The sequence below is a fragment of the Salinibacterium sp. NG22 genome (assembly GCF_015864925.1).
Classification (GTDB): domain Bacteria; phylum Actinomycetota; class Actinomycetes; order Actinomycetales; family Microbacteriaceae; genus Rhodoglobus.
On sequence record NZ_JADYWG010000003.1, the window covers coordinates 1 to 22,834 of the forward strand.

The 22,834-nt window shown below is 60.6% G+C and carries 23 protein-coding genes; 2 read left to right on the forward strand and 21 right to left on the reverse strand.

Going from position 1 to position 22,834, the window contains the following annotated elements:
• Window positions 1–463: 463 nt before the first annotated feature.
• Window positions 464–1,015: a dihydrofolate reductase family protein gene (locus I6E81_RS12985; RefSeq protein WP_197108616.1), complete on the reverse strand. Its 552-nt coding sequence runs from the start codon at window positions 1,013–1,015 to the stop codon at window positions 464–466.
• A 67-nt stretch (window positions 1,016–1,082) separates the two neighbouring features.
• A complete protein-coding gene (tyrS, locus tag I6E81_RS12990; protein WP_197108618.1) occupies window positions 1,083–2,393 on the reverse strand; it encodes a tyrosine--tRNA ligase in 1,311 nt (436 codons plus the stop codon).
• A gap of 186 nt (window positions 2,394–2,579) precedes the next feature.
• On the opposite strand from tyrS, the gene I6E81_RS12995 reads away from it, so the two are divergent.
• Window positions 2,580–3,167, forward strand: a complete 588-nt coding sequence (locus I6E81_RS12995) for a DNA-binding protein (protein ID WP_307784168.1) — start codon at window positions 2,580–2,582, stop codon at window positions 3,165–3,167.
• Window positions 3,164–3,718: a hypothetical protein gene (locus I6E81_RS13000; protein WP_197108620.1), complete on the forward strand. Its 555-nt coding sequence runs from the start codon at window positions 3,164–3,166 to the stop codon at window positions 3,716–3,718. Before I6E81_RS12995 ends, I6E81_RS13000 begins: the two co-directional genes overlap by 4 nt.
• Window positions 3,719–3,739: 21 nt before the next feature.
• On the opposite strand, the gene I6E81_RS13005 is transcribed toward I6E81_RS13000, so the two are convergent.
• The 19 genes from I6E81_RS13005 to infC form a co-directional block, all read right to left on the reverse strand.
• Complete coding sequence (locus tag I6E81_RS13005; protein ID WP_197108622.1) at window positions 3,740–4,660, reverse strand: DUF817 domain-containing protein; 921 nt, start codon at window positions 4,658–4,660, stop codon at window positions 3,740–3,742.
• Complete coding sequence (locus I6E81_RS13010; protein WP_197108623.1) at window positions 4,660–5,238, reverse strand: DNA-3-methyladenine glycosylase; 579 nt, start codon at window positions 5,236–5,238, stop codon at window positions 4,660–4,662. The genes I6E81_RS13005 and I6E81_RS13010 overlap by 1 nt, the downstream gene beginning before the upstream one ends.
• A gap of 2 nt (window positions 5,239–5,240) precedes the next feature.
• The gene (gene argH, locus I6E81_RS13015) at window positions 5,241–6,677 is read right to left on the reverse strand and encodes an argininosuccinate lyase (protein WP_197108625.1); all 1,437 of its coding nucleotides are present in this window, start codon (window positions 6,675–6,677) and stop codon (window positions 5,241–5,243) included.
• A 2-nt stretch (window positions 6,678–6,679) separates the two neighbouring features.
• Window positions 6,680–7,879, reverse strand: coding sequence for an argininosuccinate synthase (locus I6E81_RS13020; RefSeq protein WP_197108627.1), 1,200 nt, complete (start codon window positions 7,877–7,879; stop codon window positions 6,680–6,682).
• Between the two features lie 67 nt (window positions 7,880–7,946).
• On the reverse strand, window positions 7,947–8,873 hold the full coding sequence (argF, locus tag I6E81_RS13025; RefSeq protein ID WP_197108635.1) for an ornithine carbamoyltransferase: 927 nt from the start codon (window positions 8,871–8,873) through the stop codon (window positions 7,947–7,949).
• Window positions 8,870–10,057, reverse strand: coding sequence for an acetylornithine transaminase (locus tag I6E81_RS13030; RefSeq protein ID WP_197108637.1), 1,188 nt, complete (start codon window positions 10,055–10,057; stop codon window positions 8,870–8,872). Before I6E81_RS13030 ends, argF begins: the two co-directional genes overlap by 4 nt.
• On the reverse strand, window positions 10,054–10,968 hold the full coding sequence (gene argB, locus I6E81_RS13035) for an acetylglutamate kinase (protein WP_100390107.1): 915 nt from the start codon (window positions 10,966–10,968) through the stop codon (window positions 10,054–10,056). Before argB ends, I6E81_RS13030 begins: the two co-directional genes overlap by 4 nt.
• Window positions 10,968–12,119 (reverse strand): bifunctional glutamate N-acetyltransferase/amino-acid acetyltransferase ArgJ, encoded by a 1,152-nt coding sequence (gene argJ / locus I6E81_RS13040; protein ID WP_197108639.1) that lies wholly within the window; start codon window positions 12,117–12,119, stop codon window positions 10,968–10,970. Before argJ ends, argB begins: the two co-directional genes overlap by 1 nt.
• Window positions 12,116–13,162 (reverse strand): N-acetyl-gamma-glutamyl-phosphate reductase, encoded by a 1,047-nt coding sequence (gene argC / locus I6E81_RS13045; protein WP_197108641.1) that lies wholly within the window; start codon window positions 13,160–13,162, stop codon window positions 12,116–12,118. The genes argJ and argC overlap by 4 nt, the downstream gene beginning before the upstream one ends.
• 279 nt (window positions 13,163–13,441) lie before the next feature.
• Window positions 13,442–15,934, reverse strand: a complete 2,493-nt coding sequence (gene pheT, locus I6E81_RS13050; protein WP_197108643.1) for a phenylalanine--tRNA ligase subunit beta — start codon at window positions 15,932–15,934, stop codon at window positions 13,442–13,444.
• A complete protein-coding gene (gene pheS / locus I6E81_RS13055; RefSeq protein WP_197108645.1) occupies window positions 15,934–16,974 on the reverse strand; it encodes a phenylalanine--tRNA ligase subunit alpha in 1,041 nt (346 codons plus the stop codon). Before pheS ends, pheT begins: the two co-directional genes overlap by 1 nt.
• A 51-nt stretch (window positions 16,975–17,025) precedes the next feature.
• Entirely contained in the window at window positions 17,026–17,970 is a 945-nt protein-coding gene (locus I6E81_RS13060) for an amino acid ABC transporter permease (RefSeq protein WP_197108647.1), read from the reverse strand.
• Complete coding sequence (locus I6E81_RS13065) at window positions 17,967–18,635, reverse strand: amino acid ABC transporter permease (protein WP_197108649.1); 669 nt, start codon at window positions 18,633–18,635, stop codon at window positions 17,967–17,969. The genes I6E81_RS13060 and I6E81_RS13065 overlap by 4 nt, the downstream gene beginning before the upstream one ends.
• A 77-nt stretch (window positions 18,636–18,712) precedes the next feature.
• Window positions 18,713–19,582, reverse strand: coding sequence for a glutamate ABC transporter substrate-binding protein (locus I6E81_RS13070; RefSeq protein ID WP_197108651.1), 870 nt, complete (start codon window positions 19,580–19,582; stop codon window positions 18,713–18,715).
• Window positions 19,583–19,619: 37 nt separating this feature from the next.
• A complete protein-coding gene (locus tag I6E81_RS13075) occupies window positions 19,620–20,348 on the reverse strand; it encodes an amino acid ABC transporter ATP-binding protein (protein ID WP_231604395.1) in 729 nt (242 codons plus the stop codon).
• Window positions 20,349–20,464: 116 nt separating this feature from the next.
• Window positions 20,465–21,268: an RNA methyltransferase gene (locus tag I6E81_RS13080; RefSeq protein ID WP_197108655.1), complete on the reverse strand. Its 804-nt coding sequence runs from the start codon at window positions 21,266–21,268 to the stop codon at window positions 20,465–20,467.
• 105 nt (window positions 21,269–21,373) lie between these two features.
• The gene (gene rplT / locus I6E81_RS13085) at window positions 21,374–21,760 is read right to left on the reverse strand and encodes a 50S ribosomal protein L20 (RefSeq protein ID WP_009771944.1); all 387 of its coding nucleotides are present in this window, start codon (window positions 21,758–21,760) and stop codon (window positions 21,374–21,376) included.
• A gap of 18 nt (window positions 21,761–21,778) precedes the next feature.
• Window positions 21,779–21,973 carry a 50S ribosomal protein L35 gene (gene rpmI, locus I6E81_RS13090; RefSeq protein ID WP_197108656.1) on the reverse strand — a complete coding sequence of 65 codons (195 nt, stop codon included), beginning with the start codon at window positions 21,971–21,973 and terminating at the stop codon, window positions 21,779–21,781.
• A complete protein-coding gene (gene infC / locus I6E81_RS13095; protein WP_307784019.1) occupies window positions 21,966–22,568 on the reverse strand; it encodes a translation initiation factor IF-3 in 603 nt (200 codons plus the stop codon). The genes rpmI and infC overlap by 8 nt, the downstream gene beginning before the upstream one ends.
• Between the last annotated feature and the right edge of the window lie 266 nt (window positions 22,569–22,834).

Consider the following 22,834-nt stretch of genomic DNA (forward strand, 5'->3'; position numbering starts at 1 on the left):
GCTTCACCCCAGGGCTTTCAAAACCTATGTTGGCAACCTCCGCTGAAAGCGAAAGGCAACCTGTCTAACTTACCAGCTTCAGCGTTGCTGTCAAATCCAATGAAGCGAACCAGAACGGCACACAAACAACAGATCGACACACGCGTGAAGCGGGAAGACATCCAACGATCCGATGACGGAACCTACATGAGGAACTCCGCTACCTGACCGGACTAAAACTATAACAGATTTAGAGGATGGTGGCCCCCACTTGAGGCCGGAAACCTAGCAGCAGAACTGCCCGGGACTTCCGCACCTTTGGGGTGACAAGAGGAAACATTACGTGCATTCTCGACGCCCCACCAACACCGACTGCATCCCGGGCGTGTCACAAAGATGAGGGCCCGCAAACACTGCACTGTGGTCAGACCTTGCGGTGAAGGGTGATGGTTTTCGACGACCTTCGTCTGGGCACCAGAGTGAACTACTCCCGCGGCCGGACTTCGTAAACCAGGTGAGCGAACTGACCGACAGCAGCAGCTGACGTCAACCGCAGACGATCAGAACCCAGCATCCGAGGGAAAAGCGGCGCCCCACCGATGACCGTCGCGGGAGCGAACGAGATCGAGATCTCATCGAGAGCGCCGGCATCGAAGAACTGGGCGGCGAGATCTCCCCCGCCCACGATCCAGATGTCGCCATCACCAGCCGCTTCGCGAATGGCGGGCAGGGCATGCGCAACATTGCCGTGGACGAAACGCACGTCTGCACCTTCCGGCACAGGCAGATCACGCGTAGTGAACACGAAGGTCGGCTTGTTGCCGAAATATTCTGCCCACTTGTGTGGCTGCGCAATCAGGTCTTCTTGCTTGAGCACCCACTCGTAGGTGGTCGACCCCTCGACCTGGACTGTCGCGGTAGGCGCAACCTCCGGCGCCTCGTCACTAGGCACCGCTAACAGCCAGTCGAGAGAATCAGCCTCATCGGCAAGGTAGCCGTTGAGGGTGGACGCGGTTTCGAAAAGAATGCGTGACATGCGATCAGGGTACGGCCATCGGACGACACCGGCGGGCTGGGAACACTCAGCCGCGCCAGCCCTGGGTCTAGGAAGTGACGAAGATTCCCGCGAGAGTCTTCTTGCCGCGACGGAGAACCGCCACGTTTCCGGCGAGAAGATCGCCGCCAACCGTCGCTTGGTCATCCGCTACCGCAACGTTGTTGAGGTAAACGCCGCCCTGCGAAATTGCGCGACGTGCTTCACTCGCACTCGACACCAGCTTCGTGTCGATGAGCAACTGCACAACAGTCGCATCCGCTGCCGTCTCGACGTGGGCAAGTTCTCGCAATGCTGCGGCAAGAGTGTCGGCATCCAATGAGGCCAATTCGCCCTGGCCGAACAGAGCAGCAGAAGCAGCAATCGCCGCGTCCGTTGCCGCGCGACCGTGCACGAGAGACGTGACTTCGTACGCGAGAGTCTTCTGTGCTTCACGCCTAAACGGCGCCTCAGCGACAGCGGTCTCGAGAGCCGTAATCTGATCGCGCGACAAGAACGTGAAGATCTTCACGCGCTCAATGACATCCGCATCGTCGGTATTGAGCCAGAACTGGTAGAACGCGTACGGACTCGTCATATTCGAGTCGAGCCAAATGGCGTTGCCTTCGCTCTTGCCGAACTTGGTGCCATCTGAGTTGGTGATGAGCGGGGTACCGATGGCGTGAACGCTCGCGCCCTCAGCCTTGTGGATGAGGTCGCTACCGCTTGTGAGGTTGCCCCACTGGTCGCTGCCCCCGGTCTGCAATACGCAGTCGTAGTTGCGGTAGAGCTCCAAGAAGTCCATGCCCTGCATGACTTGGTAGCTGAACTCCGTGTAGCTGATGCCTGCGTCGCTGTTGAGGCGCGCGCTGACGGCATCCTTCTTGATCATCGTGCCGACTCGGAAGTACTTGCCGACATCGCGCAGAAAATCGATCGCGCTCATCGGCGCTGTCCAGTCGAGGTTGTTGACCATCCGCACCGCGTTGTCGCCCTCGGTGCTCAAGAACTTGGAGACTTGGGCTTGCAAGTAACTGACCCACTCGGCGACCGTTTCGTTGTCGTTGAGGGTGCGCTCGGCCGTGGGGCGTGGGTCGCCGATAAGACCGGTCGCTCCCCCGACGAGCCCGAGGGGCTTGTGGCCGGCCAGCTGAAGGCGGCGCAGCAGAAGCAGTTGCACGAGATTGCCCAGGTGAAGACTGGGTGCCGTGGGATCGAATCCGCAGTAGTACGTGATGGGGTCGCCATCGAGAAGCTTCTCAAGGGCATCCGCGTCGGTGGAGACATGCACGAGGCCACGCCACGTGAGTTCTTGCCACAGACTCTCGAAGGAGCTGTCGTTGTTCTGAGTACTGAGGGATTCTGATGCTGTCGCTGACACGTCATTAACCGTAGTGCCTAATACCGCAGTGGTGAGAGCAGCGAAAGTAGCGGCATCCACAATGCTGGGGCACTGATTGTGGGGAATCAGGCTTGTGGGCCTGATGTTGAGAAATCAATGCTGTAGCCTTTAGTTATGTTCGTGATTACAGCAGACCAACGAAACAGCCGCAGGAGCGCGGATGCCGTGGCTCATACCCTGCAGCGCATCAATATCGAGCGCGCGGATGACCTCGCCCTGCCCGCCGAACGCACCGCCGGAGACGAAGCCCAGATGCTGCTGACCTCGGCACAGGCCGCCCTCGACATCACGCTCGAACTCACCCGCACGGAACAGTGGAGCGTGGGAATCGGGATCGGAGCAGTGCCGCTCCCCTACGGAACCACGGTGCGCGCGACCAGCGGACGCGCTTTTCTCGCCGCCCGCGAAGCCATCGACCGCGCCAAAAAGAGTCCAGCCAAATGCGCCGTCGAATCCGACCCCTCGAGCGAGTTGGCTCACGACATCGAACCGCTCCTCGAACTGTTGATTTTGCTGCGCAACCGGCGCACCGCCAACGGTTGGGAACTCTACGACCTGCTCAGCACCGGCATCACTCAAGCCGATGCTGCTGAACGAATCGGCATCTCGCCACAGTCAGCCAGCCAGCGCGCGCTTGTCGCCGGACTACGCACCGAAGAAGATGCCGTTCGAGCTCTTGCGAACCTGCTCGACAAAGCACACAGTGGAGTAGTAACCGACAACGCGCTCAGCGCAGAGGAAGGCACGTCATGATCGGCTGGTGGATCGCGGTACTCGTTCTCACAATCGGAGCGATTGGTGCATCCATGGTTGCGGCCCGCACCGACAAGTATTGGCTCGCCACCGTCTCACTGCTGCCCGTCGGAATTGCCCTCATTCTGGGATCGACCGGAAACCCTTTACCGGGTGATGCCTCTGGACTCGTCATCTTGCTCAGCGCAGCCCTCGTCGCCCTCGCGACCATTGCGGGTAGCCCCCTCGTGGCACTCGTGCTCTCGCTTGCCTCGTATCCGGCGCCCCGTGGTGAGCACGGCGGCATTCTCGTGATCGACGCCGACTCGCCCCTGCCCGAACGCGAAATCTTGCGCGGCGGAACCACGATCGGTTACCTCGAACGCTTCGCCTTCATCGCCTCGTTCATGGTGTGGCAGCCCGGCGCGATCGCCGTCATTGTCGCCATCAAAGGACTCGGTCGTTTCGCCGAACTGGAAAATGCGGCCGCGCGCGAACGATTCATCATCGGCACCCTCGTGAGCCTGGTGTGGGCCGGCTTGTGCACCGCGGCGCTGCTCGTCGGACGCTAAACCCGCTCGTGGGTCTTCTGCCTACGGTTGCTGCTGAGCGATTTCGCTGAGCGACTCGGGAGGCCGCGGCTTCTCGACCCATGTCACGAGCACCACCGAGACGATCATCAACAGGAGCCACGAACCAAGCTTCGCGATCGATACGAGTTCCCAACCGTCCGACTGATTCGGGTACACCCACGCATTCGACCAGGTTGCCACGTTCTCCGCGATCCAGATGAAGATCGAGACCAACACGAAGGCGACCAGCACGGGCATCCGGAACCGCGCCCGCGACACCCTGACGTGCATGACGGTGCGCCACCAGACCACCACGATGGCCGCGAAAAGGAACCACCGAACGTCGACGATGAAATGGTGGCTGAAGAAGTTGATGTAGATCAACGTGGCCACGATCGCGGTGATCCAGCGCCGCGGATAGCGATCGAAGCGAAGCTCGAAGAGGCGGAACACACGCACCATATACGAGCCGACCGCCGCATACATGAAGCCGCTATAGAGCGGGACGCCGAAGATGTGCAGCACGCCGTCGCCCTCATAGGTCCACGATCCGGCATCCGTTTTGAAGATCTCCATCATCGTTCCCACAATGTGGAACAGGATGATAACCCGCAGTTCGCGCAGTGTCTCCAGCTTGAAGACCACCATGAGAACTTGGATGGCGAGAGCAGCCAACACCAGAAAGTCGTTGCGGGCGAGGGCCGCCGACTCTGGATACCAGAGGCGCGTGAGCACGAGAACGGCGAGTAGTGCTCCCCCGAACACGCAAGCCCAGGCTTGCTTGAGCACGAACACCGTGAACTCAATAGCCCACGTGCGGAGGCGCTGCGACCGCGCGCTCGTGCTGGCGGATTGCGGGTTCGCGGCCGCACCGCGCACCCGGTCGAGACGCCGATGCGCCCACTCATCAATCCGCTGCTCAAGCGGTGTGAAGCGGGCCATTAGCTGCGCTTACGTTTCGCTGCGGGGCGATACGGAGACACGCTCGGCTCCCCCGGAATCCAGAAGCGCCACGGATACTCGTCGGTGCCGCCAACACCCGCAACGCCCGTGCGCGGACCAGCGCTAAACAGAGACTGCGACCGAGGCAGTTCTAGGCGGACACGACCCGACTCCAGGTTGGTTCCCGCGTCATCCAGCCGGATGCCGAGCGCCACCGCGAGGCGTGCTGGCCCCATAGCGAGATCGGCCGGCTTCTTGGATGTTGCGCGACGTTCGGCCGCGACATCCATCCCCTCGATCACTTCGCCCGCGCGCAGCAGAATCCCCGAGGCAACGCCCTCAGGCATGCACACCACATTCGCGCACGTGTGCATCCCGTAGGTGTAGAGATGGCCGGGCGGGCCGTACATGACGGCATTGCGCTTGCCCGGCCCTCGAAAAGCGTGAGAACCAGGATCGACTTCGCCCATGTACGCCTCGACCTCGGTGAGCCGCACCGCGACCTCACCGACGCGCACGACAGCACCCAGCAAGAGCGGAGCAACCTCAGTCGCCGGCCTGCTGAGCAGTTCGAACACGTCTAGCGGATGACCTGCGGATCGAGAGCAGACGCGAGCACGCGAACACGCTCGGTGAGCTCGGCACGCTGCTCCGCAACGCGCACGGGAGCAGTTCCGCCGACGCCGGCACGGCTCGACACCGAACCCTCCACCGTAAGAACCGCGCGCACATCACCCGTGAGGTGAGGTGAAATGGCGGCGTAGTCGTCATCGGTCGGTTCGTGGAGTTCGAGCGAGTTGTCTTCACAGAAACGCACGAGGGAACCGCTGATTTCGTGGGCTTCGCGGAACGGAACATGCTGGCGAACCAGCCAGTCAGCAACATCCGTCGCCAAGGAGAACCCCTGAGGAGCAAGCTCGGCCATGCGCTCAGTGTTGAAGCGCAGCGTTGCCACCATGCCAGTGAACGCCGGCAAGAGCACTTCGAGAGTCTCGACGGAGTCGAACACGGGCTCTTTGTCTTCCTGAAGATCGCGGTTGTACGCGAGCGGCAACGCCTTGAGCGTGGCAAGCAGGCCCGTGAGGTTACCAATAAGGCGACCAGACTTGCCCCGAGCAAGCTCAGCGATGTCAGGGTTCTTCTTCTGGGGCATGATCGACGACCCCGTGGAATACGCGTCATCGAGCTGCACGAAATCGAACTCGCGCGTGTTCCAGAGAATGATCTCTTCACTGAGTCGCGAAATGTCAATGCCGAGCTGCGCGGTAATGAACGCGAACTCTGCCACGACATCGCGGCTCGCGGTGGCATCGATCGAGTTTTCGGTGGGGCGAGCAAGCCCCAGCTCCCGAGCGACCAGCGCGGGGTCGAGCCCCAGCGTGCTGCCCGCAAGCGCACCAGAACCATACGGCGATGTGGATGCGCGAACTTTCCAGTCCCGCAAGCGCTCTAGCGTGCGCACCAGAGGCCACGCGTGCGCGAGCAAATGATGCGCGAGCAGCACTGGCTGCGCATGTTGGAGGTGGGTACGACCCGGCATGATGGCCGCATCGTGCTTCTCAGCCTGCGCCACAATGGCGTCAATCAGGTCGACAACCATCGCGGCAATTGCGCCCGCATGGTCGAGCAGGTACATGCGCACCAGAGTGGCGATTTGGTCGTTGCGGCTGCGTCCGGCACGGAGCTTGCCTCCGACCTCAGCCCCCGCACGCTCGATGAGCCCACGCTCGAGAGCGGCGTGAACGTCTTCCTCGGATTCGAGGGCGGTAAAACTGCCATCAGCAACGGCTGCACTCAACGATGTCAGGGCATCCGTCATCGTTTCGAGCTCAACGTCGTCGAGGTACCCCGCGGCCGCGAGCGCAACAGCGTGCGCTCGCGAACCGGCGAGGTCATACTGCGCAAGCTGCCAGTCGAAGTGAGTCGATTTGCTCAACCGGGCAAGCTCAGGTGAAGGGCCACTTGCGAAGCGGGCTCCCCAGAGTTGTCCCTCACCAGTTTCGGCAGATTGCGCCATGATTAGCCCTGCTTTGCGTCGCGACGAGCCGAGATCTTGCTCGGCAGTGACCAGAGTTCGATGAAGCCCTTAGCGAGCGACTGGTCGAACGTGTCACCGGTGTCGTAGGTGGCGAGGCTGAAGTCGTAGAGGCTCTGCTCTGACTTGCGGCCAGTCGGTACCGCACGGCCAGCGTGGAGTGTCATACGGATTTCTCCGCTGACATAGCGCTGGGTGTCGTCGATGAACGCGTCAAGTGAACGCTTGAGGCCTGAATACCAGAGTCCGTCGTACACGAGGTTCGACCATTCGGCCTCAACTCCACGCTTGTAACGGGAAAGGTCACGCTCGATCGTGAGTGACTCAAGCTCTTCGTGGGCGGCGATAAGAGTCATCGCGCCGGGAGCTTCGTAAACCTCGCGGCTCTTGATACCGATGAGGCGGTCTTCGACCACGTCGATGCGGCCGATGCCGTGCTTGCCCGCGAGCGCATTCATGTGCTCAACGATGGCGAGAGCCGACATCGCGACGCCGTCGATGGCGACAGGAATTCCGGCTTCGAAAGTGATGGTCACTTCGTCGGCGGGCAGACCAGCGGCAGGATCAGCGGTGTACTCGTAAAGCTCTTCAATCGGAGCGTTCCACGGGTCCTCAAGGAATCCAGTCTCGACAGCGCGACCCCAGACGTTCTTGTCGATCGAGTAAGGGCTCGCGGCGGACTGGCGGATCGGAAGGTTGTGCTTTTCGGCGTAGATGATCGCCTTGTCACGGGTGAGCGCGAGGTCGCGGACCGGCGCGATGCTCGTGAGGTCGGGGGCGAGAGCCGCAACAGCTGCCTCGAAGCGAACCTGGTCGTTGCCCTTACCGGTGCAACCGTGAGCGACGCTGTCAGCGCCGAGAGCCTTGGCGGTGAGTGCAAGGTGACGCGAGATCACCGGACGGCTGAGAGCCGAAACCAGTGGGTAACGCTTCTGGTACAACGCGTTTGCCTTGAGTGCTGGCATCAGGAAGTCATCAGCGAACTCATCTTTGGCATCGATAACGATCGACTCAACAGCACCACAGTCAAGTGCGCGCTGACGGATGTCATCCATGTTTTCGCCGCCCTGGCCGACGTCAATCGCGAGCGCGACGACCTCTTTGCCTGTGGCGTCCTTGAGCCAGCCGATACCTACTGAAGTGTCGAGTCCGCCCGAGTAGGCGAGAACTACGCGTTCTGACATATGTTTTTCTCCTTGACGTCGTGAATCAGTTTAGGGAACTACAACGGCGGCTTCATGCCGCCAAAAACTAGGCAGCCTGTTCGAGCAACCAAATCATCAGTGCCTTCTGGGCGTGCAGGCGGTTCTCTGCCTCATCCCAGATGACACTTTGCGGACCGTCGATCACGTCGGCCTCAACCTCATACCCGCGGTCAGCAGGCAAGCAGTGCAAGAAGATCGCGTCTGGCTTAGCGAGCGCCATCAGCGCAGTGTCGACCTTGTATGCACCAAGAGAAGCCACGCGAGCGACCTTCTCATCTTCTTTACCCATCGACACCCACGTGTCGGTGACAACAACATCCGCACCCGTCACGGCTTCAGCCGCGTCGGTGAGAATTGAAATCGAACCACCCGTGGATGCCGCGATCTTCTCCGCGTCAGCGACGACATCCGCCAACGGTAGGTAATCTTCGGGGCACGCGATGCGCACGTGCATTCCCGCGGTGGCGCCAGCGAGCAGGTAGGAGTGCACCATGTTGTCCGCACCATCACCGAGGAACGTGACGGTCAAGCCCTTGAGCTCACCCTTGTGTTCCCGGATCGTGAGCAAGTCAGCGAGCAACTGGCACGGGTGGAACTCGTCGCTGAGAGCGTTGATCACGGGAACCTGGGTTCCGTGCGCCATCTCAATGAGTCCCTCTTGGCCATAGGTGCGCCAGACAATAGCGGCGACCTGACGCTCAAGAACACGAGCCGTGTCTGAGGCTGTCTCCTTACCGCCGAGCTGACTGTTGGCAGTCGAAATGATGAGCGGCGAACCACCGAGGTCGGCAATACCGACGGCGAACGACACTCGCGTGCGGGTCGACGACTTGTCGAAGATCACAGCAACGGTCTGCGGACCCGCTAGCGGCTTTCGCCCCCAACGGTCGGCTTTTACTTTTTCGGCGAGATCGAGAATTTCGAGTTGCTCAGCCGGGCTGAGGTCATCGTCACGAAGAAAATGCCTGGTCATGATGCCTCCGTAGATGCTGTGTTGGTTACTTCGTTCAGCACCGTGCTGAACGTGTCAATGAATTCGGCGATTTCGGCATCGCCAACAATGAGGGGCGGAGCGAGTCGGACTGTCGACTCGTTGGGGGCGTTGACGATCAGCCCGTGATCGAGTGCCACTGCCACTACTCGCTGAGCGACGGGCTGCGAAAGCCCAATACCGATCAGGAGACCGCGACCGCGCAACTCACTCACCAGCGGTGAGCCGATCGCGTCGATAGCCGAGCGCAGCTCGACGCCTCGCGCGGCAGCGTTGGCGACGAGATCAGCATTCTCGATGTGCTCAAGCACGGCGTTGCTCACGGCACACACGAGCGGGTTTCCGCCAAAAGTGGTGCCATGCTGACCCGGCTGCAGGAGCGCGGATGCCGCCCCGAAGGTCACGAGAGCACCAATAGGCACTCCCCCGCCAATCCCCTTCGCGAGAGTGATCGCGTCAGGAACAATGCCGCTCTCTTGGAAGCCAAACCAGTCTCCCGTGCGTCCGGCGCCGGTCTGAATCTCGTCGACGATGAGCAGCACACCGTGTTGGGTGGTGAGTTCTCGCGCTGCTTGGAGGTAGTCCTCGGGCAACGGTTGCACGCCGGCTTCACCCTTGATGGGCTCCACGAAGAGTGCTGCGACATCCGGCCCGATCGCTGCGGCGAGTGCCTCAATGGTGGTGTCGATGAAATCAACGTTAGGCATCAGTGGTTCGAAGGGTTCGCGAAGCGCAGTCTTGCCCGTGATCGACAGCGCGCCGATCGAGCGACCGTGGAACGAGTCGTTCAACGAGAGGATGCGGGGGCGACCAGTGCGCCGCGCCAATTTAACGGCCGCTTCGTTGGCTTCGGTGCCCGAGTTAGCGAAGAAGACGCGCCCTTCGTCGCCCGCCCCAGAAATGCGAAGGAGACGTTCGGCGAGTGCCAATTGCGGTTCGGTCGCGAAGAAGTTCGAGACGTGAAGTAGGTTGGCTTGGTTCGTGAGCGCACCCACGACGGCAGGGTGATTGTGGCCGAGGGAGTTCACCGCGATACCGCCGAGAAAGTCGAGGTAGCGCTTGCCATCGGAATCGAAGACGGTGCAGCCTTCACCGCGCACGAGCTCCACCTTCGGCACACCGAACGTGTTCATCATGCGATGGGCGTAGTCATCTTTCCAAGTCATGCGGGTACCACCTCGGTGCCAATTCCATCTTGCGTGAATACTTCGAGCAGGATCGAGTGCGGGGCACGACCATCGATGATGGCGGCCTTCGGAACTCCGGCATCCACCGCTTCGAGGCAGGCGGTCATCTTCGGGATCATGCCCGATTCGAGGCTCGGCAGCAGCTCACGCAGCTCGTCAGTGTTGATGATCGAGACGAGCGACTCGCGGTTGGGCCAATCGCTGTACAAGCCAGCAACATCCGTGAGGATGACGAGCTTGGCAGCGTCGAGCGCAATCGCCAACGCCGCCGCTGCAGAGTCAGCGTTCACATTGAGCAAACCCGAAGCATCATCGGCGATCTCGCCGGCTTCTTGAGCCAGCGTGGAGACAACAGGGATGTTGTCACTCGCCAACACGTCGAGCACGCGCTGAGGATCAACCTCAGTGACGTTACCGACGAGTCCGAGATCGACGCGCTTGCCTTCGATTTCCTTGATCATGCGCTCACCGATGAACAGAGAGTGCTCATGACCGGCAATACCGTTGGCAAGATCTCCGTGCTCGTTGATGAGATCAACGAGTTCTGCACCCACCTGGTCGGTGAGAACATCCCGCACCACGTCAATGGACTCTTCTGTCGTCACGCGGTAACCAGCACGGAACTCCGATTCGATACCGCGAATCTTGAGTTCCTTGGTGATCTGGGGGCCGCCGCCGTGAACAATCACGGGGCGAACACCAGCAAGACGCAAATAAACCATGTCTTGCACAAAGGCACGCTTGAGTTCGTCGTTGATCATGGCGTTGCCGCCAAACTTCACCACAATGATGCGGTTGCGAAAACGCTTCAACCACGGAAGTGCCTCAATAAGCACTCCCGCCTTGGTCATGGCCTGCTCATGTTCAGCGCCGTGGGTAAAAGCCGGCATCAGCTGGAGTACGCGCTGTTCTCATGCACGTAATCGTGCGTGAGGTCGTTGGTCAGGATGGTCGCTTCGGCGTCGCCCGTCGCGAGATCGATCAGCACGTGCACAGCACGGCCCGTGAGATCTACCTCGTCACGTGAACGATCGGGGGCGCCCGCGTGGCAGACCCGCACACCGTTCATCGACACATCGACCGCGTAGGGGTCGAAGGCAGCATCCGTGGTTCCGATTGCAGCCAGCACCCGGCCCCAGTTGGGATCGTTGCCGAAGATCGCGGCCTTGAAGAGATTATTGCGAGCAACCGAACGGCCGACCACAACAGCGTCGTCTTCACTGAGCGCGCCCACAACTTCGATGCGGATGTCGTGGCTTGCGCCCTCAGCATCGCCCTGCAGTTGTTCGGCCAGATCGCTGCAGACGCTCGTGACAAGTGCGGCAAACTCTGCAGCATCCGGAGTCACGCCCGAGGCACCGGACGCCATCAGTGTTACTTGGTCGTTGGTCGACATGCAGCCGTCGGAGTCGAGACGGTCGAAACTCACGCGAGTGGCTTCCCGCAGGGCCGCGTCAAGGTCTGCTGCGGCGACAACGGCGTCAGTGGTGATGACTACGAGCATTGTCGCGAGGCCTGGCGCGAGCATCCCTGCCCCTTTGGCCATGCCGCCGACGGTGTAGCCGGTGCCGGTCGCGACAGTAGTTTTGGGCTTGCTGTCTGTGGTCATGATCGCGAGCGAAGCGTCGGTGCCGCCGTCAGCACTGAGCGCACTGACCGCTGCCGACATTCCGGCGAGCACTTTGTCTTGCGGAAGCGGTTCGCCGATAAGACCGGTCGAACAGACGAGGATGTCGCCCGCCGATGACCCGAGCGCTTCAGCAACGTGCTCTGCCGTAGCGTGCGTTACCTGAAAACCCTGCGGGCCCGTGAAGCAGTTGGCTCCGCCCGAGTTGAGGGCGATCGCCGTGGCGATGCCATCGTCGATGACCTGCTTGGACCAGATGATGGGATGAGCCTGCGCACGATTGCTCGTGAACACGGCGGCTGCATCGAAGCGTGGACCACGGTTGACGACGAGGGCGACGTCGAGCCCACCGCTCGCCTTGAGACCCGCTTCGACTCCGGCTGCTTCGAATCCTGCGGCTGATGTGACACTCATGGTGCTACTCCGTCCAGCGCCAGACCGAGGGTTTCCTCAAGGCCCAACGCAATATTTGTCGATTGAATGGCGGCGCCTGCGGTGCCCTTAACAAGATTGTCGATTGCACTGACCACGACTACACGGCGAGCGGCTTCATCAACCGCAAGCCCGATCAGGGCCGTGTTCGCGCCCAACGTATCAGCGGTGCGCGGGAACTGGCCTTCGGGGAGGACATGGATGAACGGCTCGTCGGCATACGCGGTTTCCCACGCTTCCCGAATCTGAGCTGCGGTGACCCCGTCGGCGAGCTTCGCGGTGGAGGTCGCCAAGATGCCGCGTGACATGGGCACGAGAACGGGAGTGAACGAGACCGTCACCGTCTCCGCGCCGGCGACCTTCAAGTTCTGCGCGATCTCCGGAGTGTGGCGATGAGTGCCACCAACGGCATACGCCGAAGCTGAACCCATCATTTCGCTCGCCAGGAGGTTCACTTTCAGGCTCTTGCCCGCCCCCGACGGTCCAACCGCAAGAACGGCAACAATGTCTTCTGCTTCGATCAACGCGGAACGGATGCCGGGAGCTAATCCCAGCGTGATGGCCGTCACGTTGCAGCCGGGCACCGCAATACGCTTCGAACCGGCGAGGACTTGACGTTGCGTTCCCCCGGCGGCATGCAGCAGTTCGGGCATCCCGTAGTCCCAGGCACCGTAGAACTCGCCGCCGTAGAACGCAGCCCAGTCGTCTTCACTGGTCAGGCGGTGATCGGCCCCACAGTCAACGACGAGAGTGTCGGGGCTGAGCTCAGCCGTCAACGCTCCCGACTTGCCGTGTGGCAGAGCAAAGAAAACAACATCGTGGCCGGCGAGCACTTCGGGCTCCGTCGGCTGGAAAACAAGGTGTGCGAGAGACCGCAAGTGCGGTTGCACATCGATGAGACGCTGACCGGCGTTACTAAACGCGGTCACTGTCGTGACATCGAACTCAGGATGGGTGGACAGCAGGCGAAGAAGCTCGCCACCGGCATAACCGCTGGCACCGGCCACAGCGACCGAAATTGACATGGAATTACCTTCAGTGGGTTCGGAATCGAGAACACTTGCGGCGGCGAATCACACACGACCTCGTGGGTTGTGGCGAAACTCCGCCTATCGTCGCTCGTCAGCCCCGCGGAGAACCGGCGAAGACGGCACCACAAAGCTCAGCGAGAATCGCTGGCTGCAAGTGCGGGAGTCGGTCACATTTATAGAGTAGTGCCCAGAGCGCACGGCAGGCTAATCGACAAACGCAGAAAGCCGGTTGCTACTCAGTGAGTGGCAACCGGCTTTCGCCGTAACTGGAGGTTACTCGCGCAGCTCAGCGGCTACGCGTTCGCCGGCGAGAGCAACCGCGGCGTTCTTTGCATCGGTCGCTTCTGCCTGAGTGAGAGTGCGGTCGCTGGCACGGAAACGCAGCGCAAAAGTCAGCGACTTGTGTGACTCCGGGATGCCGGTGCCACGGTAGTCATCGACAAGCCGCACGTTCTCCAAAAGTTCGCCTGCACCCTCGCGAATGATGGCCAACAACTCGCCAGCCTGAACAGCCACCGGCACCACGAGAGACAGATCTTGCGTAGCGGCCGGGTAAGAGATGATCGGCGTCGCAGCGATATCTTCAGCAGCACTCGTGATCAGCACGGTGAGGTCGAGCTCAAGAACCGCAACAACGCGCGGCAAATCGAGTTCAAGAGCCAAAGCAGGAAGCAATTCGCCGGCATAGCCGACCGTGTGGTCGCCCACGCGAAGCTCGGCGGTGCGACCGGGGTGCATCGCCTGATGGCTCCCCGTCACGACGTCGATGTCGACCGAGAGAGTTGCCGCCAGCTGCTGAACCGTGGCGAGAGCATCCGCAAGCCCGCGAGAGAGTGGCTGCTGGCTCGGCTGGCGCGTAACAGCATCACCGAGGAACAGCGCGGCAACGTGCCAGGGCTGTTCGGGGATGCTCGCGCGCAGTTCGGCGAGAGCGGCGTCGCTGGGCAGCTCATAGCCGAGCGGCAACGAGGTACTTCCGTAACGGTGGCCCGCTTCGGGCAGGAACACTGTTCCGACTTCAAAGAGAGCAAGGTCCGTGAGCCCGCGAGAGACATTGCGGTGCGCGATTGCTGCGAGGCCCGGTAGCAACGAACGACGCAGGGTTGCGGCATCCGGGTCCAAGGCGTTCGCGAGTTTGATCGTGGTCGCTCCCCCAGCTTCCGGCGAACCAAAGAGATCGTTTGAGTGCTGAGAGATGAACGGGTAGGCCAAGACCTCGGTGAGGCCGGATGCCGCGAGGCTGTTAGAGACGGTGCGTCGCAAGCGCTGGGCGCGCGTGAGCCCGCGGCCCGGAGGGGCTACCGGCAGGACAGCCGGAATACGGTCGTAGCCCACGATGCGGGCAACTTCTTCGACGAGCGTGGTCTTATCACCGAGGTCGGGACGCCAACTCGGAGGGGTCACGCTCCAACCAGTGTCGGTAACCGTGACTTCAGCGCCAATTGCCTGAAGCGAATCGGTGATCTCATCAGCGGAGTAGTTCACACCGATGAGGCCCTGAGCGTAGCCCTCGGGCAGGTCAACGACATCTGCAGCATGGTCGGCGAGCAGGTCGCTGCCGAGCTCGTCGACAGTTCCGCCACCCAACTCGACCAGCAGCTCGACGACGCGCGCTGCGGCCGCGGGAGCGACCAACGGGTCAACACCGCGCTCGAAACGACGCGAAGCTTCGCTGCCGAGCTTGTGACGGCGAGCCGTGCGCGCGATCGAGATCGGTTCGAAGTTGGCAGCCTCAATCAGAACGTTGGTGGAGGCATCCGTGATTTCAGTGCTTGCCCCGCCCATGACGCCAGCCAAGCCGATGGGGCCGGACTCATCGGTGATGAGCAGGTCTTCGGGATTGAGCGTGCGCGACTTGTCGTCGAGGGTCGTGAGGGTCTCCCCCACCTGAGCGCGGCGAACCGTGAGGCCACCCGACACTCGGTCGAGGTCATAGGCGTGAATCGGCTGCCCGAGTTCGAGCATCACGTAGTTGGTCACGTCTACCGTGAGCGAGATCGAGCGGATGCCGGCAAGCGTCAGCCGCGTGATCATCCACGACGGTGTTGGCTTAGTGACATCCACGTTCCGCACGACGCGGGTGACGAAGGCTCGTACGCCGTCGCGCCCACGAATGGGAGCGTTATCAGCGATGACCACGGGGAAACCGCTCGCCGCGGTAATCGTGGGAGCGTCAGCAGGGTCAGTGAAGGTCGCCCCAGTCGAGAGAGCGTATTCGCGAGCGACGCCGCGCAGCGACATCGCATAACCGCGGTCGGGCGTGACGTTGATCTCTACCGCGAAGTCGTCAAGGCCGAGCAGTTCAATCGCGCTCGTGCCGACCTCAGGGTCGAGACCTAGCGTGGACAGAACGAGGATGCCGTCGTGCTCGTCTCCGAGACCAAGCTCGCGCGTGGAGGCGATCATGCCGTCCGAGACGTGGCCGTAGGTCTTGCGCGCAGCGATCGGGAACGGGCCGGGAAGCACGGAGCCGGGCAGAGTAACTACGACCTTGTCGCCGACGACGAAGTTGTGCGCTCCACAGACGATGCCGCGAGGTTCGGCTTCGCCCACGTCGACCTGGCACCAGTTGATGGTCTTGCCATTGGACTGGGGTTCACCGACGAACTCGAGAACCTGGCCAACGACGACGGGACCAGAGATATCGAAGCCGTGGACGTCTTCTTCTTCAAAGCCGACCTTAACGAGCGCAGCGTGAACGTGCTCGTGGGTAATGTCTGCGGGGATCTCAACGAATTCCCGCAACCAACTCATGGGAATTTTCATTAGACCACCATTCCGAACTGCTGGGAGAAGCGAATATCGCCCTCGACCATGTCTCGCATGTCATTCATTTCATTGCGGAACTGCAGCGTGCGCTCAATTCCCATACCGAAAGCAAAGCCTTGGTACTCGTCGGGGTCGATGCCAGCCGCACGCAGCACGTTGGGGTTGACCATGCCGCAGCCACCCCACTCCACCCAGCGGGCGCCACCCTTAGCGTTGGGCTGCCAGACGTCCATTTCGGCGCTGGGCTCCGTGAAGGGGAAGTAGTTGGGGCGCAGACGAATCTGGGCGCCGTCACCGAACATCGCGCGAGCGAGGTGCTCGAGCGTGCCCCGCAGGTTGGCCATGGTGAGGCCCTTATCGATCGCGATGCCCTCCAACTGGTGGAAGACGGGAGTGTGGGTCGCATCGAGTTCGTCGGTGCGGAACACGCGTCCGGGCGCGACAACGTAAACCGGGAGAGGACGCTCAAGCAGGGAGCGGATCTGAACCGGGCTCGTGTGCGTGCGCAACAGCAAGTGCGAGTCGACGGGGTCGATGAAGAACGTGTCTTGCATGGCCCGCGCAGGGTGGTCTTCGTCGAAGTTGAGCGCGTCGAAGTTGAACCACTCGTTTTCGAGCTCAGGGCCTTCCGCGACCTCCCAGCCCATGCCGACGAAGATGTCGCTCATGTGTTCCATGAGCAGGCTGAGCGGATGCCGGGCACCCTTCACATAGCGGGTGGCTACGGCCGTGACATCCACGGCTTCAGCCGCGAGCTTGGCTTGCTCTTCAGCAACCGCCAACTCGGCCTCGCGGGCGCTAAACGCGCCGTTGACGCGGCCGCGTGCTGCTCCGATGAGCTTGCCGGAGGTAGCGCGATCGGCGGGGGCCACGTTCTTCATCTGAGCGTTGAGCGCCGCGAGCGGCGAGCCCTCTGCAAGATGGGCGCCGCGCACCGTTTTGAGGTCGGCCATTGTCGCGGCGGATTCGATGGCAGCAAGAGCTGCTTCGACCGCTGCGGTTACCGCTGGTTCTGTGATCGGGGTGGGTTCAGACACAAGAACCGAGTTTAGCCGACACCGCTGTCGCAGGCCGCCCTCATTGCGGAGCTAGTACCCGCCGCCGCCAGTGCTGCCATTGTCGACGCCGTAGCTGGCGTGACCACGCGGCGGCATCGTGATGGCACGGGTGCCATCGACGCCCGGTTGCTTGGGTGCATTCGGGGTGGTCTCGCCATCCTTCGGCCCGCTCTTCTTCGCAACGTAGCGAGCAATGTAGGACAGGGTGAGGTTCATGACGAGGTAGATAACCAAACCAATAGCGAACAGCGTGAAGACGTACCGGCTGCCGTAGAAGTTTTGAAGTTCCTTGATCGTGCGCGAAAGCTCCGGGTACGCGACCACATACGCCAGCGATGTGTCCTTGAGCAGAACGACGAGCTGCGCCAAAATGATCGGCAGCATCTGTCGGAACGCCTGCGGAAACTCGATGATGAAGCGGGTCTGCAGCGAAGTGAGCCCGACGGAAAGCCCACCCTCACGTTGCCCCTTAGGCAACGAGCTAATGCCTGCTCGTAGCGCTTCACCGATAATGGCACCGTTGTAAATCGCGAGTCCAAGCACTCCGGCCCAGTACCCACCGGTGGAGAACATCAGGAAGACGAAGAAGATCAGAAGCAGCAGTGGCATACCGCGGAAGATCTCGAGGGCGATCGATGTGGGAATACGGACCCACTTGGATGCCGCGGTGCGGCCAAAGGAGAACAGAATTCCGATGATGATCGCGAGCACTGCCGCGACTCCCGCCATGCGCAGAGTATTGAGCACTCCGCGGCCAAAAGCGCCCCAGATTTCAGGGTCGGAGAGGATGTCGGTTCGCGACGGATCGAAAAGACCAGGCTGCTCGGCACCGTTAGCACTGACGCGGGGTGCCGCGAGGATGAAGTAGACCCAGACAATGAGGCCGATGATCAGTAGGGCACCGACAACAGATGCGATGGCCGAGTTGCGCCGGGTCTTAGGACCGGGGGCGTCGTACAGTACGCTCGCGCTCATCGCAGCACCATAACCTTCTTCTCAATCGCTCCGGCTATCAGCCCGAGCGGAATAGTGATTGCTAAGTAAAGCGCAGCGGCGTAAATCAGGGTGAGCAGTACCAAGTCACCGTGGTCACGAGACGCAGCGCCGGTTGCTTTGAAGAGCTCGTTGACGAAGAAGGCTCCCGCCACCGAAGTGTTTTTGGTCAACGCGATGAACACGTTGATGAGCGGCGGGACGACCATGCGGCTTGCCTGCGGAAGAATCACGAGGCCAACTGTCTGAGTGAATCCCATGCCGACGCTGCGGGCAGCTTCGGCTTGACCGACGGGAACACCGTTGAACCCGGAACGGACAGCTTCAGCAACGAAGGGAGAGGTGTAGAGCGTCAGGCCGAGGGCAGCCAAGAGGAAGTAGTCGAGGTCAACACCGAGAATGGGAAGCACAAAAGCGCAGAAGAACAAGACGAGAAGCAACGGGATGTTGCGAAGTAGCTCGGTGTAGACCGTTGCGAAAACACGCAAAGAAGGAACCGGCGAAATACGCATCGCTGCGATGAGAATCCCGAGGATAAACGCGCCGACGCCGGCAATGCCCAACAGGGCCAACGTCAGAAGAAAGCCCTGCATGTAGAGCGGCGTTATATCGACAAGGGCGTCGATCGCGTTAGTGATGACGTCCATCCGGGCCTCCTGGAAAGTAAATGAATATGGCGTGGAAGGTGCCCGCCCGCGTTAGCCGCGGACGGGCACCGAGCACACTAGTTGCTGTAGCGGTCTACAGCGGGCGGGGTCGGGAGCTTCAGGACCTGGCCTGCAGTTGCTTCCCAAGCCGCATCCCACGAACCGTCGGAGTACGAGGTCTCGAGAACGTCGTTGATGTAGTCGCGGAAGGCGTCATCATCGTAACCAAGACCGATGCCGTAAGGCTCTTCGGTGAACGGGTTGCTGAGAACTTCGAACTCGCCAGCGTTCTGGTCGGCAAGGCCGGCCAAGATCACGTTGTCAGTGGTAACAGCGACAACCTTGCCGCTACGAAGCGGCTCGAGGCAAGCGGAGTAAGCGTCAGTGGTGATGAGCTTGACGTCGTACTCAGCAATGTTCTTCTCTGAGGTCGAACCGGCAACGCTGCAGACGTCCATGCCTGCGAGGTCCTCGGGGCCAGTGATGCCCTCGGGGTTGTCTGCAAGAACAAGGATGTCCTGGCCTGCGTTGTAGTAAGGACCAGCGAAGGAGATAACTTCCTTGCGAGTGTCGTTGATCGTGTAAGTAGCGATCACGATGTCGACAGTGCCGTTCTCGATGAACGACTCGCGGTTAGCGGAAACAGTCTCTTTCCACTCAATGTTGTCTTCACTAATACCCAGCGAAGCAGCAATGATCTTGCCGATTTCGACGTCGAAACCAACGGGGTCGCCCGACGGTCCCTTGAGACCGAACAGCGGCTGGTCGAACTTGGTGCCGATGGTGATCTTGCCGGCGTCGGCGAGGTCAGCCATCGTGGTGCCTGCTTCGAACTCCGGAACGACGACGTCAGGATCAGTTGTTCCTGAGTCTGCTGCACATGCGCTGAGGCCAAGAAGACCTACGACGGCGATGGCAGAAATCATCAGACCTTTTTTGAGTCTCATGTGTTTCTCCTTGCTGCTGTGGGGATTACCCGCTGAGTTAGTGGGTAAGGATTTTCGAGAGGAAATCTTGCGCTCTCGGAGACTGGGGGTTGGTGAAGAACTGCTCGGGCTCGGCCTCTTCAACGATCTCGCCATCCGCCATGAAGATGACGCGGTCGGCAGCCTTGCGCGCGAAGCCCATTTCGTGGGTAACCACAAGCATGGTCATTCCGTCTTTGGCGAGCTGCACCATGACATCCAGAACCTCATTGATCATTTCGGGGTCGAGAGCCGACGTGGGCTCATCGAGCAAGATGATCTTCGGGTCCATCGCGAGCGAACGGGCAATAGCAACACGCTGCTGCTGTCCGCCGGAGAGCTGGGCAGGCATCTTGGATGCCTGGTTGCCGATACCAACGCGGTCGAGCAACTCCATCGCGTGCTTGTCAGCCTCGGCCTTGGAGAGCTTGCGAACCCGACGCGGGCCAAGCGTGACGTTCTCCAGAATCGTCTTGTGCGCGAAGAGGTTGAAGGACTGGAACACCATGCCGACGTCTGCGCGCAGCTTGGCGAGGCCAGCACCCTCTTCGGGAAGCAACTTGCCATCAATAGTGATGGTGCCGTCGTCAATGGTCTCGAGCCGGTTAATCGCACGACAGAGCGTGGACTTTCCCGAACCACTCGGCCCAATAACGACAACTACCTCGCCACGTTTAATTGTGGTGGAGATGTCTTTGAGCACGTGAAGCTCACCGTAATGTTTGTTGACATGGTCGATTACGACCAGAGGTTCACCGCTCTGTGCTGCCATAGGGCAAGACAACCACATGCCCGCGACGAGGGTCAATCGACGCGCCTAGATGTAACACGGTCGTGACACTAAATCACGAGCAATCGTGTCGATCAGTTGCTGCGTTGCGCGAAAGCACTCTCATAGAGACAAACGGATGCTGCAGTCGCCAGGTTCATTGACTCAGCGTGGCCATAAATCGGCACCGATATCACCCAGTCGGCCAAGGCGTAGTGCTCGTCGGTCAGGCCACGAGCCTCGTTGCCAAACAACCACGCCGAAGGCTCATTAAGAACGCCCTCGTTGCGGGCAGCCAGCAGATCGCCACCCTTGATGTCGGCGGCAAGTACGCGCAAGCCCTCGCCCTTAACGCGTTCGAGCACAGTTTCGAGCTCAGCGCCCACGGCAACGGGAAGGTGGAACAGTGACCCCGTCGTCGCGCGAACAACCTTGGGGTTGTAGAGATCAACACTGCGACCGGTAAGGATCACGCCGTCGGCACCAGCGGCATCCGCGGCTCGGATGATCGTGCCGGCGTTGCCAGGGTCACGAACCTCTTCAAGAATGGCGATCAACTTAGGCCCGCCAGACAGAAGATCCTTCATCGACGTCGGGAACTGTCGGCAGACGGCAAGAATGCCTTGAGGGGTGACGGTGTCAGCCATTGTCTCCAGCACCTGCTCAGAAACAAACTCGATCTCGATCTCCGCTGCTTCAGCGGCACGAGCGAGATCGCTGTGGCGTTCGAGAGCGGTAGGAGTGGCGTAGAGCTCGACCAAAAGATCCGGGCGAAACTCGAGAGCTTCAGCTACGGATTGGGGGCCTTCCAAGAGAAAAAGCCCGGTCTCTGACCGGGCGCTCTTCTTTGCAAGTTTGGCCACTGCTCGTACACGTGGCGAGCGCGGGTTATCAATCACGCTCCTAACCCTAAGCTCGCGCCCCGCACATACGAGAATCGGCACGCTGTAGGGACCAAATTGGTCGCTACAGCGTGCCGATTGCACGAATAGTTGTGCGGCTAGTTACGCAGCCGAACGGGGTGCCGACGTGTCAGCAGGAAGTGCAGCCTTAGCGGTTGCAACCAGCGACGCGAACGTGGCGGGCTCGGTGACAGCGAGGTCAGCGAGGATACGACGGTCAACCTGCACACCAGCAAGGTTCAGACCCTGGATGAGACGGTTGTAGGTGAGGCCGTTGGCACGCGATGCAGCATTGATGCGCTGGATCCACAGGCGACGGAATTCACCCTTGCGGGCGCGACGGTCGCGGTATGCGTATACGAGCGAGTGCGTGACTTGCTCTTTTGCCTTGCGGTACAGACGCGAACGCTGGCCGCGGTAACCCTTTGCGCGTTCGAGGATTACCCGACGCTTCTTGTGAGCGTTTACCGCCCTTTTAACTCTTGCCATGATGTATTCCTAAACCCTTTACTTACCGAGAAGCTTCTTGATTGTCTTGGCGTCCTGCGGCGCAATGACCTGATCCTGGTTGAGTGCGCGCTTACGCTTGCTGCTCTTAACCTCGAGGTTGTGTCGCATACCCGCCTGCTGCTTCATGACCTTGCCGCTACCGGTGACCTTGAAACGCTTCTTGGTGCCTGAGTGCGTCTTCTGCTTAGGCATCTTTCTCCTCTTTCTCTGGAACTTCTGCCTCACGAGGCTTCTTGTTAGCTACCTTGCGGGCCTCGGCTTCAGCCTTCGCCGTTGCCTTGGTCTTGTGTGGGCCAATAATCATGACCATGTTGCGACCGTCGATAGTCGGTGTCGATTCGATTGAACCGAACTCCGACACATCTTCGGCAAACTTCTGGAGCAAACGCACACCCTGATCGGGGCGAGACTGCTCACGGCCACGGAACAAGATCATTGCTTTGACCTTGTCGCCGCCTGCGAGGAATCCCTCGGCGCGCTTGCGCTTAGTTTCGTAGTCGTGCGTGTCGATCTTGAGACGGAAACGAACCTCTTTGAGAATCGTGTTCGTCTGATTACGACGAGCTTCTTTCGCCTTCTGCGCCTCTTCGTACTTGAACTTGCCGTAATCCATGATCTTGGCAACGGGAGGCTTAGAGCTGGGAGCAACCTCGACCAAATCAAGATCTGCCTCTTGGGCGAGTTTGAGGGCGACGTCAATGGAGACGACACCGACTTGTTCGCCGCCGGGTCCGACAAGACGGACCTCAGGGACTCGGATTCGGTCGTTGGTACGGGGATCGCTGATGCGTGTTCTCCTAACATTTCGTGGTGCGCGGCTAAACGGTAGTCGTCTAGTCAACGCAGTTCGGCGGATGCCGTGGCACGAAAGAGGATCGTCACGCAGCGAATGCTGCATCACCCTTTAAAGCTGCCCAGTCGACATCCGGAACAATGCGCAGATTCGAACACGAATTATGCGTACTGCACCGCCAGCGAACTGTGCGGGGTGTAACTACCCGGTAACCTTATATGCGGTTGACAGGTGGGAGAATCTCCACTTTCGTATCCGGG

Excerpts from the sequence above, each read along its gene's own strand:
- I6E81_RS12985 (WP_197108616.1), bottom strand. The coding sequence starts at position 1,015 with ATGTCACGCATTCTTTTCGAAACCGCGTCCACCCTCAACGGCTACCTT.
- I6E81_RS13000 (WP_197108620.1), top strand. The coding sequence starts at position 3,164 with ATGATCGGCTGGTGGATCGCGGTACTCGTTCTCACAATCGGAGCGATT.
- I6E81_RS13005 (WP_197108622.1), bottom strand. The coding sequence starts at position 4,660 with ATGGCCCGCTTCACACCGCTTGAGCAGCGGATTGATGAGTGGGCGCAT.
- argH (WP_197108625.1), bottom strand. The coding sequence starts at position 6,677 with ATGGCGCAATCTGCCGAAACTGGTGAGGGACAACTCTGGGGAGCCCGC.
- I6E81_RS13020 (WP_197108627.1), bottom strand. The coding sequence starts at position 7,879 with ATGTCAGAACGCGTAGTTCTCGCCTACTCGGGCGGACTCGACACTTCA.
- argF (WP_197108635.1), bottom strand. The coding sequence starts at position 8,873 with ATGACCAGGCATTTTCTTCGTGACGATGACCTCAGCCCGGCTGAGCAA.
- I6E81_RS13030 (WP_197108637.1), bottom strand. The coding sequence starts at position 10,057 with ATGACTTGGAAAGATGACTACGCCCATCGCATGATGAACACGTTCGGT.
- argB (WP_100390107.1), bottom strand. The coding sequence starts at position 10,968 with ATGCCGGCTTTTACCCACGGCGCTGAACATGAGCAGGCCATGACCAAG.
- argJ (WP_197108639.1), bottom strand. The coding sequence starts at position 12,119 with ATGAGTGTCACATCAGCCGCAGGATTCGAAGCAGCCGGAGTCGAAGCG.
- argC (WP_197108641.1), bottom strand. The coding sequence starts at position 13,162 with ATGTCAATTTCGGTCGCTGTGGCCGGTGCCAGCGGTTATGCCGGTGGC.
- pheT (WP_197108643.1), bottom strand. The coding sequence starts at position 15,934 with ATGAAAATTCCCATGAGTTGGTTGCGGGAATTCGTTGAGATCCCCGCA.
- I6E81_RS13060 (WP_197108647.1), bottom strand. The coding sequence starts at position 17,970 with ATGAGCGCGAGCGTACTGTACGACGCCCCCGGTCCTAAGACCCGGCGC.
- I6E81_RS13065 (WP_197108649.1), bottom strand. The coding sequence starts at position 18,635 with ATGGACGTCATCACTAACGCGATCGACGCCCTTGTCGATATAACGCCG.
- I6E81_RS13070 (WP_197108651.1), bottom strand. The coding sequence starts at position 19,582 with ATGAGACTCAAAAAAGGTCTGATGATTTCTGCCATCGCCGTCGTAGGT.
- rplT (WP_009771944.1), bottom strand. The coding sequence starts at position 21,760 with ATGGCAAGAGTTAAAAGGGCGGTAAACGCTCACAAGAAGCGTCGGGTA.
- rpmI (WP_197108656.1), bottom strand. The coding sequence starts at position 21,973 with ATGCCTAAGCAGAAGACGCACTCAGGCACCAAGAAGCGTTTCAAGGTC.